The organism is Actinacidiphila paucisporea (assembly GCF_900142575.1).
Lineage (GTDB): Bacteria > Actinomycetota > Actinomycetes > Streptomycetales > Streptomycetaceae > Actinacidiphila > Actinacidiphila paucisporea.
Map to the genome: position 1 here is coordinate 180,029 of NZ_FRBI01000001.1, position 14,918 is coordinate 194,946.

At 73.2% G+C, this 14,918-nt stretch carries 9 protein-coding genes; 7 read left to right on the forward strand and 2 right to left on the reverse strand.

Translation table 11 applies throughout. The features are described from left to right. Positions 1–46 precede the first annotated feature (46 nt). Positions 47–1,546, forward strand: a complete 1,500-nt coding sequence (guaB, locus tag BUE44_RS00950; RefSeq protein WP_073492489.1) for an IMP dehydrogenase — start codon at positions 47–49, stop codon at positions 1,544–1,546. A gap of 333 nt (positions 1,547–1,879) precedes the next feature. Continuing rightward, positions 1,880–3,001 carry a GuaB3 family IMP dehydrogenase-related protein gene (locus tag BUE44_RS00955; RefSeq protein ID WP_073492491.1) on the forward strand — a complete coding sequence of 374 codons (1,122 nt, stop codon included), beginning with the start codon at positions 1,880–1,882 and terminating at the stop codon, positions 2,999–3,001. Between the two features lie 95 nt (positions 3,002–3,096). Here the strand turns inward: BUE44_RS00955 and BUE44_RS00960 are convergent, their stop codons facing one another. Both BUE44_RS00960 and BUE44_RS00965 read right to left on the reverse strand, forming a co-directional pair. Beyond that, positions 3,097–3,723 carry a hypothetical protein gene (locus BUE44_RS00960; protein ID WP_073492493.1) on the reverse strand — a complete coding sequence of 209 codons (627 nt, stop codon included), beginning with the start codon at positions 3,721–3,723 and terminating at the stop codon, positions 3,097–3,099. A 190-nt stretch (positions 3,724–3,913) separates the two neighbouring features. After that, entirely contained in the window at positions 3,914–5,185 is a 1,272-nt protein-coding gene (locus tag BUE44_RS00965; RefSeq protein ID WP_073492496.1) for a nucleotide sugar dehydrogenase, read from the reverse strand. 271 nt (positions 5,186–5,456) lie between these two features. Here BUE44_RS00965 and BUE44_RS00970 point away from each other — a divergent pair, with 271 nt between their 5' ends. The 5 genes from BUE44_RS00970 to BUE44_RS00990 all read left to right on the forward strand — a co-directional run bounded on the left by BUE44_RS00970 (position 5,457) and on the right by BUE44_RS00990 (position 14,684). After that, positions 5,457–7,163, forward strand: coding sequence for a glycerol-3-phosphate dehydrogenase/oxidase (locus BUE44_RS00970; protein WP_073492498.1), 1,707 nt, complete (start codon positions 5,457–5,459; stop codon positions 7,161–7,163). An 83-nt stretch (positions 7,164–7,246) separates the two neighbouring features. Continuing rightward, a complete protein-coding gene (locus BUE44_RS00975; protein ID WP_073492500.1) occupies positions 7,247–8,941 on the forward strand; it encodes a serine/threonine-protein kinase in 1,695 nt (564 codons plus the stop codon). An 85-nt stretch (positions 8,942–9,026) separates the two neighbouring features. Next, complete coding sequence (locus BUE44_RS00980) at positions 9,027–10,940, forward strand: serine/threonine-protein kinase (protein ID WP_079189376.1); 1,914 nt, start codon at positions 9,027–9,029, stop codon at positions 10,938–10,940. A gap of 106 nt (positions 10,941–11,046) precedes the next feature. Continuing rightward, a complete protein-coding gene (locus BUE44_RS00985; protein ID WP_073492504.1) occupies positions 11,047–13,035 on the forward strand; it encodes a protein kinase family protein in 1,989 nt (662 codons plus the stop codon). Positions 13,036–13,145: 110 nt separating this feature from the next. Then, a complete protein-coding gene (locus tag BUE44_RS00990) occupies positions 13,146–14,684 on the forward strand; it encodes a serine/threonine-protein kinase (protein WP_073492506.1) in 1,539 nt (512 codons plus the stop codon). The last annotated feature ends 234 nt before the right edge of the window (positions 14,685–14,918 follow it).

Genomic DNA, 14,918 nt, shown 5'->3' on the forward strand with positions numbered 1-14,918 from the left:
ACTACCATTGAACAACTCGCCGGGCAAGACCATTCGGGAAGGTGTCATGACGCTGAACGCCGACGGAGTAGCCGAGAAATTCGCCGCGCTCGGGCTGACCTACGACGATGTGCTGCTGCTGCCGGGCGCTTCGGAGGTGCTGCCGAGCGAGGTGGACACCTCGTCGCTCATCTCGCGCAACGTCAAGGTCAACATCCCGCTGCTGTCCGCCGCGATGGACAAGGTCACCGAGGCCAGGATGGCCATCGCCATGGCCCGGCAGGGCGGCGTCGGCGTGCTGCACCGCAACTTGTCGATCGAGGACCAGGTCAACCAGGTCGACCTGGTCAAGCGCTCCGAGTCCGGCATGGTCACCGACCCGATCACCGTCCGCCCCGACGCCACGCTCGGTGACGCGGACGCGCTCTGCGCGAAGTTCCGGATCAGCGGCGTGCCGGTCACCGACGGGACCGGGCGGCTGCTCGGCATCGTCACCAACCGCGACATGGCCTTCGAGTCCGACCGGGCGCGCCAGGTGCGCGAAGTCATGACGCCGATGCCGCTGGTCACCGGCAAGGTCGGCATCTCCGGTGTCGACGCGATGGCGCTGCTGCGCCGCCACAAGATCGAGAAGCTGCCGCTGGTGGACGACGAGGGCAGGTTGCGCGGCCTGATCACCGTCAAGGACTTCGTCAAGGCCGAGCAGTATCCGCACGCGGCCAAGGACTCCGAGGGCCGGCTCGTCGTCGGCGCCGCGGTCGGCACCGGACCCGAGGCCCTGGACCGCGCGCAGGCGCTGGTCGGCGCGGGCGTGGACTTCCTGGTGGTCGACACCTCGCACGGCCACAACAGCAACGCGCTCAACTGGATGGCCAAGATCAAGTCCAGCGTCGGCATCGACGTGGTCGGCGGCAACGTCGCCACCCGCGACGGCGCCCGCGCGCTCATCGACGCCGGCGTGGACGGCGTCAAGGTCGGCGTCGGCCCCGGCTCGATCTGCACCACCCGGGTCGTCGCCGGCATCGGCGTTCCCCAGGTCACCGCGATCTACGAGGCCGCGCAGGCCTGCGTCGACGCGGGCGTCCCGGTCATCGGCGACGGCGGCCTGCAGTATTCCGGCGACATCGGCAAGGCGCTGGCCGCGGGCGCGAGCAGCGTCATGCTCGGCAGCCTGCTGGCCGGCTGCGAGGAGTCCCCCGGCGAGCTGCTCTTCATCAACGGCAAGCAGTTCAAGTCCTACCGCGGCATGGGCTCCCTGGGCGCGATGCAGTCTCGCGGGCAGGGCCGCTCGTACTCCAAGGACCGCTACTTCCAGGCCGAGGTCTCCTCCGACGACAAGCTCGTGCCCGAGGGCATCGAGGGCCAGGTCCCCTACCGCGGCCCGCTGTCCGCGGTCCTCCACCAGCTCGTCGGCGGCCTCCGCCAGACCATGGGCTACGTGGGCGCCGCCACGGTCGCCGAGATGGAGACGAAGGGGCGCTTCGTGCGGATCACTGCCGCGGGCCTCAAGGAGTCGCACCCCCACGACATCCAGATGACCGTCGAGGCCCCGAACTACCACGGCTAGCCGCGGTCCGGCCGCGGGGCCCCTTGCGCAGGAGGGTGCGCCTCCGCGACCGCGCCGCTTCCCCTTCCGCAGGGGGGCAACCCAGGGGCGCGGGGAACTGCGCGCTCAGCCGGCCACCGGCCGGTGGTCCGGATCGAACCGAACAGCCCCTTCGGGCCGGTGACGACCCGCACCCCGGTGGCGGGCCGGCCGCGTAGTTCCCCGCGCGCCTGGGGCGCACCCTCTCGCGGGAAGCGCACCCCCTGCGAAGGGACGGGGCCGGTCGGGGTGAGTCCGGCGGGTGGCCGGGTTGCGGGATACTGGGGCCGCAGGCCACAGAGAGAGGCACGAGACGTGACAGAGATCGAGATCGGTCGGGGCAAGCGAGGCCGCAGGGCATACTCGTTCGACGACATCGCCGTGGTGCCGAGCCGCCGCACCCGGGACCCGAAAGAAGTCTCGATCGCCTGGCAGATCGACGCCTACCGCTTCGAGCTGCCCTTCCTGGCCGCTCCGATGGACTCCGTCGTGTCGCCGGAGGCGGCGATAAGGATCGGCAACCTCGGCGGGCTCGGGGTGCTGAACCTCGAAGGGCTGTGGACCAGGTACGACGACCCGGAGTCGCTGCTCGCGGAGATCGCCGAGCTGGACGACGTACGGGCGACCGCGCGGCTCCAGGAGATCTACCGGGCCCCGATCCGCGAGGAGCTGATCGGGCAGCGGATCAAGGAGGTGCGGGACGCCGGGGTCGTGACGGCGGCCGCCCTCTCGCCGCAGCGGACCGCGCAGTTCTCCAAGGCCGTGGTGGACGCCGGGGTCGACCTGTTCGTGATCCGCGGCACCACGGTGTCGGCGGAGCACGTGAGCGGGTCGCACGAGCCGCTGAACCTCAAGCAGTTCATCTACGAGCTGGACGTGCCGGTCATCGTCGGCGGCTGCGCCACGTACACGGCGGCGCTGCACCTGATGCGCACCGGGGCGGCCGGTGTGCTGGTCGGCTTCGGCGGCGGGGCCGCGCACACCACGCGCAACGTGCTGGGCATCCAGGTGCCGATGGCCACCGCGGTGGCCGACGTGGCGGCGGCCCGCAGGGACTACATGGACGAGTCCGGCGGCCGCTACGTGCACGTCATCGCGGACGGCGGCTTCGGCTCCAGCGGTGACCTGCCGAAGGCGATCGCCTGCGGGGCCGACGCGGTGATGATGGGCTCGCCGCTGGCCCGCGCGACCGACGCGCCCGGCCGCGGTTTCCACTGGGGCATGGAGGCCGTCAACCCCGAACTGCCGCGCGGCAAGCGGATGAACCTGGGAACGGCGGGCACGACCGAGGAGATCCTGCTCGGCCCCTCGCACGCCCCGGACGGCTCGATGAACTTCTTCGGTGCGCTGCGCCGCTCGATGGCCACCACCGGCTACTCCGACCTGAAGGAATTCCAGCGGGTCGAGGTCACGGTCTCGCCGACGCACCACCGCTGAGCGCGGCGGCACAGCAGCAGCACAGGCGACAGCAGGAGGGGCCCCGCCGCGGACAGCGGTGGGGCCCCTCCTGCCGTGTCACGCGTCCTCGGGCGTCAGCTCGCCACGCGCTTGGTGACGACGAAGCCCTCGATGCCGGCGATGGCGAAGAAGAAGTAGTCCTTGCCGTCCATCGCGTGCTTCCAGGTGTCCTGGAGCGCGCTGAAGTGGTCGGTGAACAGCGACACGACGCCGGGCGCTCCGGAGATGTCGCTGATCAGCAGGGCGATGCCGAACAGCTGGCCCAGATAGACGCCGAGCAGCGCCAGCGGGACGCCGATGAAGGGCAGCGCGGGGTTGCGGCCGCCGACCTTGGCGAGCGCGAAGCCGACGACCGCGCCGACGGCGAGGGCCGCGTAGCCGATCTCGTGCTTGGTGCCCTTGATGAGCAGGCCGTAGATCACGGCGGCGATCAGTGCGGCCGCGATGCCGGCCGCGACGCCCAGGCCGGGGTTGCCGGCCGGTGCGGCGCCGATCGGGGCGGGCGGTGCGTAGGCGGCGGCGTTGAAGCCGCCGGGGGCGGGCGCGTTGAAGCCTCCCGGGGCGGCGCCGCCCTGTGGCGGGGCGGCGTAGGGGGACGGCGCGTACGGCTGCTGCGGCGGCGCGGGCGGGCCCTGCGGCGGCTGCTGGGCGTACGGGTTCTGGCCGGGCGGCTGCTGCGGCGGCGGGTAGTTGGCGCTCATGAAGGATCCCCCGGGGACGGAAAGGCGTGAGGTTCGCACGGCAGGCGGCGCAAGGTGACGCGTGCATGCCCCGGTGCGAACGGTGACGCCGAAATCTAGCAGGGGGGAATGACAGTCGGACAAGAAGATTGATCCGGTCGTTACAGGACCCGCACGTCCCCGCCCCACCCGGGCGATCGCGACCCTCGGGTCACAGCCGGGCGGCGGCTCCAGCCGGGGTGGCGCCACGGGTGTCGAGCAGCAGTTGCGCCTTGACCGCCAGGCCCTGGAGGTCGTACGTGCGGTGGTGCTGGAGCAGCAGCGTCAGATCGGCTTCCGCGGCGGCCTCCCACAGCGAGTCGGCGCGCGGCACCGGGCGGTCCGTCACCCGCCATTGGGGTACGTACGGGTCGTGGTAGCAGAGCTGGGCGCCGAGTTCGAGCAGCCGGGCGCCGATCTCCCGTGCGGGGGCGCCCTGCTGGTCGGCGAGGTCCGCCTTGTAGGTCACGCCGAGCAGCAGTACGCGGGCGCCGCGCAGCGACTTGCCGTGCTCGTTGAGCAGCGCCGCGGCGCGCTGGACGACGTAGCGCGGCATCCGCGCGTTGACCTCCTGGGCGAGTTCGACCATCCGCAGTGGATGGCCGGGCAGCCGGGGATGCGCGGGCGGGGTGAAGTGCGGTGCGGCGTTGGGGTCCAGGGGCGCGGCGGGGCCGCCGACACCGGGTCCCGGGCGGAAGGCCTGGAAGCCGAAGGGCTTGGTCTCCGCGCACCTGATGACGTCCCACAGGTCGACGCCCAGGTCGTGGCAGAAGACCGCCATCTCGTTGGCGAAGGCGATGTTGACGTGCCGGTAGTTGGTTTCCAGCAGCTTGACCGCCTCGGCCTCGCGGGTGCCGCGGGCGCGCACGATGCGCTCGGTGAAGCGGCTGTAGAAGGCGGCGGCGGCCTCCGTGCAGGCGGAGGTGCAGCCGCCGACGACCTTGGGGGTGTTGGCGAGCTGGAAGGCGCGGTTGCCGGGGTCGAGGCGGCCGGGGGAGTAGGCGAGGTGGAAGTCGCGCCCGGCCCGCAGGCCGTGCGTCTCCAGCAGCGGCCGCAGGTAGCCCTCGGTGGTACCCGGGTAGACGGCCGACTCCAGCACGACGGTGGTGTGCGGCCGCAGCTGCGCGGCCAGCGCGCGGGCGGCCGCGGCCACCGCGGACAGGTCCAGGGCGTGGTCCTCGCCGGGCGGGGTAGGCGCACAGATCACCGCGGTACGCACCCGGCCGAGCACCGCCGGGTCGGCGGTGGCGCGGAAGCCGCCGGCCAGCATCCTGCGCAGGTCGGGGGCGGCCAGCGAGCCGGCCGGTACGCGGCCGGCGTTGATGTCGGCGACGGCGGCGGGGTCGGGGTCGTAGCCGATGACACCGACGCCGGCGGCGCTCGCCGCCTGGGCGAGGGGGAGTCCTGTGCTGCCGAGTCCGAGTACGGCGAGGTCTGCGGGCATGGGGGTGTCCTCCCTGGCGACCACCACGAATGGGCTCACACATGGCTTCAAAACAGGCTAACCAGACAAATGACTGATATGACCACCGCCGCGCCGTACGGGGTCGTACGGCTGCGGACCGGCCGCCCGGCCGCCTGGCCTGGCAGCACGCCGCCGCGCCGGTCACTATCGAAGGAGGATCACTCCCGCCGGCTCGGGGCAGGCACCCGGCGGAGCCCGAGCAGAACCCACCGAGAGCCCGAATCAGCATCGGCAGGCACGGAGGTTACGGATGCGTACGACGACACTCGGACCGGCCCAGCGGGAAGCAGCCCTCACCCGGATGGCGGAGAAGGAGCTGGACATCCTGGTGGTGGGCGGCGGCGTCGTCGGCGCCGGGACCGCGCTGGACGCCGCGACCCGCGGACTGTCGACCGGACTGGTCGAGGCCCGCGACTGGGCCGCCGGCACGTCGAGCCGGTCGAGCAAGCTGATCCACGGCGGGCTGCGCTATCTGGAGATGCTGGACTTCGCGCTGGTCCGCGAGGCGCTCAAGGAGCGCGGACTGCTGCTGGAGCGCCTCGCGCCGCACCTGGTGCACCCGGTGCCCTTCCTCTACCCGCTCCAGCACAAGGGCTGGGAGCGGCTCTACGCCGGCTCCGGCGTGGCCCTCTACGACTCGATGTCGCTGTCATCGGGCCACGGCCGCGGCCTGCCGCTGCACCGCCACCTGACCCGCAAGCACGCGCTGCGTATCGCCCCCGCGCTGCGCAAGGACGCGCTGGTGGGCGCGCTGCAGTATTACGACGCCGGAGTCGACGACGCGCGCTTCGTCGCGACCCTGGTGCGTACCGCCGCCTCCTACGGCGCGCACGTCGCCAACCAGGCGCGGGTCGTCGACTTCCTCCGCGAGGGCGAGCGCGTCGTCGGCGCCCGGGTGCACGACGGCGAGGCGGGCGGCGAGTACGACATCAGGGCCAAGCAGGTGGTCAACGCGACCGGGGTGTGGACCGACGACACCCAGGCGCTGATAGCCGAGCGCGGGCAGTTCCACGTCAGGGCGTCCAAGGGCATCCACCTGGTGGTCCCGAAGGACCGGATCCACTCCAGCAGCGGCCTGATCCTGCGCACCGAGAAGAGCGTGCTCTTCGTCATCCCCTGGGGCAGGCACTGGATCGTCGGCACCACCGACACCGACTGGGAGCTGGACAAGGCGCACCCGGCGGCCTCCAGCGCCGACATCGACTACCTGCTCGACCACGTCAACGCGGTGCTGACCACCCCGCTGACCAGGGACGACGTCCAGGGCGTCTACGCCGGGCTGCGCCCGCTGCTGGCCGGCGAGTCCGACGCGACCAGCAAGCTGTCCCGGGAGCACACGGTGGCCCACCCGGTACCCGGACTCGTGGTGGTCGCCGGCGGGAAGTACACGACCTACCGCGTGATGGCCAAGGACGCGGTGGACGAGGCCGTGCACGGCCTGGACTACCGGGTCGCCGAGTGCTGCACCGAGAACGTGCCGCTGGCCGGGGCCGAGGGTTACCAGGCGCAGTGGAACGCCCGCGCGAGGACCGCGGCCCGCACCGGCGTGCACGTGGCCCGCATAGAGCACCTGCTCCAGCGCTACGGCAGCCTGACCAGCGAGGTGCTCGACCTGATCGCCGACGACCCGTCGCTGGCCGCACCGCTGGGCGGCGCGGACGACTACCTGCGGGCCGAGGTCGTCTACGCGGCGGCGAACGAGGGCGCCCGGCACCTGGACGACGTGCTGGCCCGCAGGACGCGCATCTCCATCGAGACCTTCGACCGCGGCACCCGCAGCGCCCGCGAGGCGGCGGAGTTGATGGCGCCGGTGCTCGGCTGGGACGAGCACCAGATCGACAAGGAGGTCGAGTACTACGAGAAGCGGGTGGAGGCCGAACGCGAATCCCAGTTGCAGCCCGATGATCTGACCGCGGATGCCGCCAGGCTCGGGGCGCCGGATATCGTTCCCCTCTAGGCGCACGGCGTCTGGACGCGACGGAGAGTGCGCGAAAGGCTCTCCCGGAACGCGTGGGCGGGGGACAGACGGAGGAGCGCGACATGGTGGGACCCGCGGACGAGGGGCGGTTGATCGCGGGCCGCTACCGGCTCATGGAGCGGATCGGCCGCGGCGGGATGGGCACGGTGTGGCGGGCCGAGGACGAACTCCTCGACCGCCAGGTCGCGGTGAAGAAACTGCACCCGCCGCAGCCGCACCTGGCCGAGGAGGAGGTGGCCACGCTCTTCGAGCGCACCCGCCGCGAGGCCCGCGCCGCCGCCAGGATCAGCCACCCCAACGTCATCGTCGTCCACGACGTGGTGGACGACGCGGGCCTGCCGACCATCGTCATGGAATACGTCCCCTCGCTGACCCTGGGTGAACTGCTCAAGCAGCGCGGCGCGCTGCCGCCCGCCGAGGCCGCCCGGATAGGCCGCGGCATGATCGCGGCGCTGCGGGCCGCCCACCGGGCCGGGGTCCTCCACCGGGACGTCAAACCCGGCAACGTGCTGCTCGGCGAGGACGGCCGGGTCGTGCTGACCGACTTCGGCATCGCCCAGGCGTCCGGCACCTCCACCCTCACCCGCACCGGCGAACTGATCGGCTCCATCGACTTCCTGTCGCCCGAGCGCATCCGGGGCGCCATGCCGGGGCCGGGGGCCGACCTGTGGGCGCTGGGCGCCACGCTCTACCAGGCCGTCGAGGGCGAGTCGCCCTTCCGCCGCCCGACCGCCATCGAGACGGCCTACGCCATCGCCGAGGAGCCCGTCGTGCCGGCGCCGAACGCCGGCGCGCTGACCCAGGTGATCGCCGGGCTGCTGGCCAAGGAGCCCGGCGAGCGGCTGTCGGCCGAAGAGGCCGAGCGGATGCTGCGGATACCGGCGGGGGAGCAGGACACCGCGCTGGTCGAGCAGGTCGGCCTCACCGAGCGGCTCCCCTCGTCCGAGCCGCCGGCCGGCCCCGACACCGGCGGTGGCACGCAGCCGCCGGGACAGGGCCGGCACCCGACGGGCCAGCACGGCCAGCACGCGCAGCACCCGCACGAACCGCAGCACGCCCAGCACGGCCCCGGCCGCCGCCGCCCCGGCCGCTGGGTCGCCGCCGCGCTCGCCGTCGCCGTGATCGCCGGGGGCATCGCCTACGCCGTGGACCGGGCCGACCGCTCCGACGCCGCGGGCGGGGACGGCGGCAACGGCGGCACGACCGGCGCCCCGACCACCACCGCGACGACCCCGGCCACCACGGAGCCCACCACGGAGCCCACCACCGAGCCGGCCACGACCACGCCGGAGCCGCCGCCCGTCCCTGACGGCTACCACCTGGAGCACCAGGCCAACCGCGGCTACAGCGTCCCGGTGCCCGACCACTGGACGAAGAACGTCACCGACAACGGCGACCAGGTCAGCTACGTCGACCCCACCGACACCGTCGCCCTCAAGATCAGCGCCCTGAACTTCGCCGGCCCCGACCCCTACCAGCACTGGAAGGAACTGGAGCCGCAGACCGCGAGCCAGGTGAAGAACTACCACCGCATGCGGATGCTGCCCACCAAGACCTCGTCGGGTCAGGACGCCGGCCTGTGGGAGTTCACCTTCAAGGGCTCCACCACCGGCACCGTCTTCCGCGCGATCGACTTCGGGTTCGGCAAGGAGGGCGGCCGCGAGTACGCGGTGTACTTGTCCGCGCCGAAGTCCCAATGGGATACGTATAGTCCGGTGTTCGACAATGCGCTGGCCGGCTTCCGGCAGCAGGACTGACGCGCTGCCCGACATCCGTATTCGCGTCTCCGCGTCCCCTTCGGGGATGATGGGGATCCACACCGCAGGACTGCAGAGGGAACCCATGAGCGAGGTTGAAGGTACCGACGGACGCGTGCTCGCCGACCGGTACCGCCTCGACGGCGTACTGGGCAGAGGCGGGATGGGCACGGTGTGGCGCGCGGTCGACGAGACCCTGGGCCGTACCGTCGCCGTCAAGGAACTGCGCTTCCCCGGCGACGTTGACGACGAGGAGAAGCGCCGCATGGTCACGCGCACCCTGCGCGAGGCCAAGGCGACCGCCCGGATCCGCAACAGCGGCGCCATCACCGTCTACGACGTCGTCAAGGAGGACGACCGGCCGTGGATCGTGATGGAGCTGATCGAGGGCAGGTCGCTGTCCGACGCGATCCGCGAGGACGGGCCGCTGACTCCCAAGCGGGCGGCGGAAGTCGGGCTCGTCATCCTCGACGTGCTGTCCGCCGCACACCGCGAGGGCATCCTGCACCGCGACGTCAAACCGTCCAACGTGCTCATCGCCGACGACTCGCGGGTCGTGCTCGGCGACTTCGGCATCGCGCAGATCGACGGCGACCCGTCGGTCACCTCCACCGGCATGCTGGTCGGCGCGCCCTCGTACATCTCGCCCGAGCGCGCCCGCGGCCAGAAGCCGGGCCCGCCCGCCGACCTGTGGTCGCTGGGCGTGCTGCTCTTCGCCGCCGTCGAGGGCCGGCCGCCCTACGACAAGGGCTCGGCGATCGCCACCCTGACCGCGGTGATGACCGAGCCGGTCGGAGAGATGCCCAACGCCGGACCGCTCGCCCCCGTCATCACCGGCCTGCTGGCCAAGGACCCCGAGCAGCGCCTAGACGAGCGGGCCGCCCGCACGATGCTGGAGCGCGTCGCCAAGGCCCCCGATCGGCCGGTGGCACCGCCCGCGCCCGCCGGTGACGCCCCCACGGCCGTGCTGCCCGTCGACCCTCAGCCGACCCCGACCGACGCGCCCACCGACGCGCCGCAGACGGCGGCCGAGCAGGCCAGGGTGCGCGAGGCGCTGCGCGCGGTGCGCAAGGCGGCGGCCAAGCCCGCGAAGTCCGACGCGAAGCCCGCCAAGTCCGACGCGAAGCCCGCGGCCGCGGCCGCGGCCGAAGCGGCGGCCGAACCCGCGCCCGAGCCCGCGCCGGAGCCGGGCGCGTCGGCCGGCCTGCCGCAGCCCGGGCGCGGCTCGCTCACCGACGTCGTACCGCGCCGCACCCTGCTGATCGGTGTCGCCGTCCTCGTACTCGCCGTGCTGGGCACGGTGATAGGCATGGCGCTCGCCAACTCCGGTGGCGGGAAAGGCGGCGACAGCAACAAGAGCGCTCCGACGTCCGCGCCGAAGACGGCAGGCGGCGGCAGCAGCAAGCCGTCGCCCTCGGCGACCACGCCCACCAGCGACTCCGGTAACTCCGGTAAGGGCTCCGGAGGTTCCGGCGACTCCGCGGGCAAGGGCGGCACGCCGTCCGCGACGGTCGACCCGGCAGGCGGGCCGGGCAACCCACCCACCGGCTTCACCCTCGTCCAGGGCGCGGGGAAGTCCTCGGTGGCCATCCCCGCGGACTGGAGGCAGGTGCCCGCGAGCCAGAACCGCTACAGCACGGGCACGCTCTTCCAGGGTCCCGCGGGCGGCGAACTGCTGATCGACTTCACCTCGAAGCCCGGCCCCAGCGCGCTCGCTAAATGGCAGAGCGATTCGCAGTCGGTCGGCCCGAGGCTGAAGGACTACCAGCTGATCGGCGTCCACAAGGTCTCCTACCGCGGATACGACGCCGCTGACTGGGAGTACAAACGGACCCTTACGGGTACGGGTACGCACGTGCGGGTCCAGAACCGGGGCATGGTGACGGACGCTCACCACGGATACGCGCTGCTGCTCGACTTCCCCGCCGACTCGTGGAACAGCGACGCGAACCGGCACATCCGCGACGTCGTCTTCTACACGTTCAAACCGGCCGAGTGAGCGTGCCGCAGCACGTATCGTGAAGGGGCGCGAACTGTACGCATCCGGAACCGCCCGGACGTGACCGGTTCGCACCGCAGTCCGACCGGGTCAGGGAGGGGGCGCCGTGGACGAATACGCAGGGCGGGTGCTCGCCGACCGCTACCGGCTGCCCAGGCCGCCCGCGGACGAGTACGAACTCGTGGAGACCCGCGCCTTCGACACCTACAGCGGCCAGGAGGTCCTGGTCCACCAGGTGCTGCTGCCCGAGGTGGTGGCCGCCGAATTCACCGACGACGGCGACCCCGACGGCCTGGACGACAGCTCCCGCCGCGCCCTGGAGGCCGCCCGCGCCGCCGCCGCCATACCCGACCACCCGCGGCTGGTGCAGGTCTTCGACATCTTCGTCGAGGACGGAAGCCTGTGGATCGCCAGCGAACTGGTGTCCGGCCGCCCGCTCGGCGCCTTACTTGCCGAACGCCCCATCGACGCCTACCGCGCCGCCGAGGTCGCCTCCGACGTCCTCACCGCGCTGCGCGCGCTGCACGCGAGCGGCTGGACCCACCGCAATGTCACCGCGGGCACGGTGCTGGTCTGCGACGACGGCCGCGCCATGCTCGGCGGCCTGGCGGCCGGCGCCGCTCAGGAAGCCCTCTGCGGCTACGACCCGCTGCCCGAACAGCCCGAGCACGTACCGGCGATGAGCGGCTCCGCGGAGGCGGCGGAGCCGGGCGTACGGGACCCGGCCGCCTGGCACGGCCCGCGCTCCGCGCTCGAACAGGAACGGGCCCGGCAGAACCGCATCACCGTCGTCGGCGCCGTCACCGAGCGCTGGGCGCCGGAGCAGGCCCACCCGGTGCACGAGAACTGGCAGTTGTCGCCCCCCGTCGGCCCCGCCGCCGACCTGTGGGCGCTGGGCTCCCTGCTCTTCCGCAGCGTCCAGGGCCACCCGCCCTACCCCGAGGAGAATGCCGCCGAGCTGGTGCAGATGGTGTGCGCCGAACCGCCGGCCTTCGCCGAGGAGTGCGGGCCGCTGCGCCCCGTCGTCGAGTCCCTCCTGCGGCCCGACCCCGAAGAGCGGCCCGAGGCCGAGGAGTTGGGCGGCTGGCTCCGCTCCCTCATCCGCTCCGCGCCCGAGCCGGAGATCGGCGCCCACACCGTCCAGGTCCCCACCGACCCGGCCAAGCTGCCGGTCAAGCGCCGCAAGGGCGAGCTGGTCAGGCGCCGCCGCCGCGAGGCCGCCGACCCCGCCGGCCTCCAGCACCGCAGGCACGCCCGCGGCAAGCAGGCCAAGGTCGCCAAGGCCAAGCGGGAGAAGGTGCGGCGCAGCGAGGTCCGGCAGGAGCATTACCACGAGGAGCAGATCGTCTCCTCCACGTCCGCCGCCGGCTCCGCCGTCCCGCGCCGGCTCGGCGCCCGCCTGCTGGTGCTGGTCCTGGCGGTGCTGGTCGCGCTCGTCGTCTTCGTGGTCCTGCTGCTGCCGCACCGCGACGACACCAACGGCGGCTCGGGCGGGGACCGTACGGTACCGGCGCAGATGCCGGGTTCCGGCGGGAACAAGCCCAAGTCCTCTTCGCCGTCCGCGTCGCCGTCGCACACCGTGGCCAAGCCGCCGGCCAAGCCCCCCACCCACGCGGCCACCACGGCGGCGCCGCCGCCCCCCGACCTGGGTTCGGACTTCGCGCTGCGCACCGACCCCGCCGGCTTCACCGTCGCGGTCCACACCGGATGGCAGCGCGCCGGCAAGAATGCCAGGGGGCAGGTGCGTTACGCCGGGAGCGACCTCACGATGACGGTCGTGCCCGGCCGCGACAAGGCGTCCGGCGACACCGACGACCCGGTGGCCTACCAGCTGGTCGAGCCCGAGTTGGCCGACTTCCGCGCGTCCTCCTGGTCCTCCGCGGCCGGCCTCCAGGCCGTGACCGTGGCCGGACACCCCGCCGCCGAGGGCGAGTACACCTGGCGGAACGCCGACCAGGTGTCCATCTACGCCCGCAACCTCGCCGTCCAGATCGGCGGCCGCTACCACGTGATCCTCATCTACGGCCCCGACTCCCAGCGGGCCGCCGTGCAGCGCGCTTTCGACAAGGTCGTCGAGACCTACACGGCGCCGTGACCTGACGTGACCTGACCGCCGCCGCTGCCCAGCGGGCCGCCGGGCCGCCGGGCCGAGCAGCTCGGGGCGAATCGGGGCGCCGCCCCGGAGGGGTGCGGCATGATGGGGGCATGGCGAGTGACGGGGGGCGGGGCGCCGCGGCACCGCGGGATGTCGTCGCGGGGCGTTACCGCCTCACCGCACGCGTCGGCCGCGGCGGCATGGGCACCGTATGGGCGGCGACGGACGAACTGCTCCACCGGCAGGTGGCCGTCAAGGAGTTGCACCCGGAGTCGGGCCGCCAGCACGACCGGGCGCTGCGTGAGGCCCGCAGCGTCGCGAGGATCCGGCACCCCCACGTGGTCGTCGTGCACGACGTCGTGGAGCAGGACGGCCGCCCGTGGATCGTGATGGAGCTGGTCGAGGGCCGCTCTCTGGCCGATGTCCTGCGCGAGGACGGCCCGTTGGCACCGCGCGAGGCCGCCAGGATCTGCGCGGCCGTCGCCGGCGCGCTGCTCGCCGCGCACGCGCACGGCATCCAGCACCGCGACGTCAAGCCGGCGAACGTCCTCATCGACCGCACCAGCGGCCGCGTCGTCCTCACCGACTTCGGCATAGCCCGCATACCGGGCAGCGCCACGATCAGCGAGACCGGGGCGTTCGTCGGCTCGCCCGAATACACCGCGCCCGAGCGGATGTCGGGCCGGCCCGCGGGGCCCGAGTCCGACCTGTGGTCGCTGGGCGCGCTGCTGTGCGCGGCCGTCGAGGGCCACTCGCCCTTCCAGCGGGAGTCGATCGGCGAGATCGTGCACGCCGTCGCCTTCGCCGACATCACGCCGCCGGCGACGGTCGGCCCGCTGCTGCCGGTCGTCCGCGCGCTGCTCGAACGGGACCCGGCCCGCCGGATGGCCGCGGCGGACGTGCAGACCGTCCTGGTCGCCTACGCCGAGACCGGCGTCGAGCCGCCCACCCCGGACGCGCCGACACCCGAACTCCCCGTCGATGAGCCGCCGCCCCGGCCGCGGGGCCGCAAGCGCCGGGTGCTCGCCGTGCTGGGGGCCGCCATCCTCATCGCCGTCGTCGCGGGCGGCACGGCGGCGCTCGTGGTCACCCGGGACAGCGGCGCCCACCCCGCGGCCGCAGCACCGCCGCCGACGACCGCGCCCTCGACGCACACGCCCACCCCGGCGCCGGCGGTCGCGGCCACCACGCCGGCGCCGGCCCTGCCGGCCGGCTTCCGTACGGTCACCGACAAGCGCGGCTTCTCCGTCGCCCTTCCTGCCGGCTACACGCGGCAGGAGGCCGCACCCCGCGTCTACTACTGGTCGCCCGACCGCGCCTTCCGCTTCGGCGAGCGCGTCCAGGCCCCCGACCCCGGCGGCCCGTACGCCGTCATGCACGCCCAGCACGTCGAGGCGCTCGGCGCGCACGGCCCCTACGCCGGTTACCGTGACGGCGTCATCACCCGGACCACGCAGAACGGCCGGGAGGCCGCGCTGTGGGAGTTCACCTACGACGGCTTCGCCGACGGCAGCGGCGCCCGCCGCACCTTCGACCTGTGCTGGACGCAGGACGGTCGCATGTACGACATGTGGGTGTCGGGCCCGGTCACCCAGGTCGAATCGACCCGCACCACCTTCGACACCGCCCGCACCACCTTCACCCCCTGAGGCGATTGCCCCCTGCGGTGCGTTGCTTTCTTTCCCGCCTCTTCGGCGGGGCGCTCCGTCCTCCTCCGCCCAGCGTTGGCCCCTGCCGGGGGCTGGACCTTGCGCAGGAGGGCACGCGTTTTTCAGGGGCGCGGGGAACTGCGCGCCCAGCCGGGAAGGCGGGAAAGCAAGCACCGCACCGCAAGGGGCACGCACCCCCCGGGGCCCCCGGGGACGGGGGTGGCGCTACCGAGG

Bases quoted from the DNA above. Each gene is read 5' to 3' on its own strand.
- guaB (WP_073492489.1), top strand. From the start codon at position 47: ATGACGCTGAACGCCGACGGAGTAGCCGAGAAATTCGCCGCGCTCGGG.
- BUE44_RS00960 (WP_073492493.1), bottom strand. From the start codon at position 3,723: ATGAGCGCCAACTACCCGCCGCCGCAGCAGCCGCCCGGCCAGAACCCG.
- BUE44_RS00965 (WP_073492496.1), bottom strand. From the start codon at position 5,185: ATGCCCGCAGACCTCGCCGTACTCGGACTCGGCAGCACAGGACTCCCC.
- BUE44_RS00970 (WP_073492498.1), top strand. From the start codon at position 5,457: ATGCGTACGACGACACTCGGACCGGCCCAGCGGGAAGCAGCCCTCACC.
- BUE44_RS00975 (WP_073492500.1), top strand. From the start codon at position 7,247: ATGGTGGGACCCGCGGACGAGGGGCGGTTGATCGCGGGCCGCTACCGG.
- BUE44_RS00980 (WP_079189376.1), top strand. From the start codon at position 9,027: ATGAGCGAGGTTGAAGGTACCGACGGACGCGTGCTCGCCGACCGGTAC.
- BUE44_RS00990 (WP_073492506.1), top strand. From the start codon at position 13,146: ATGGCGAGTGACGGGGGGCGGGGCGCCGCGGCACCGCGGGATGTCGTC.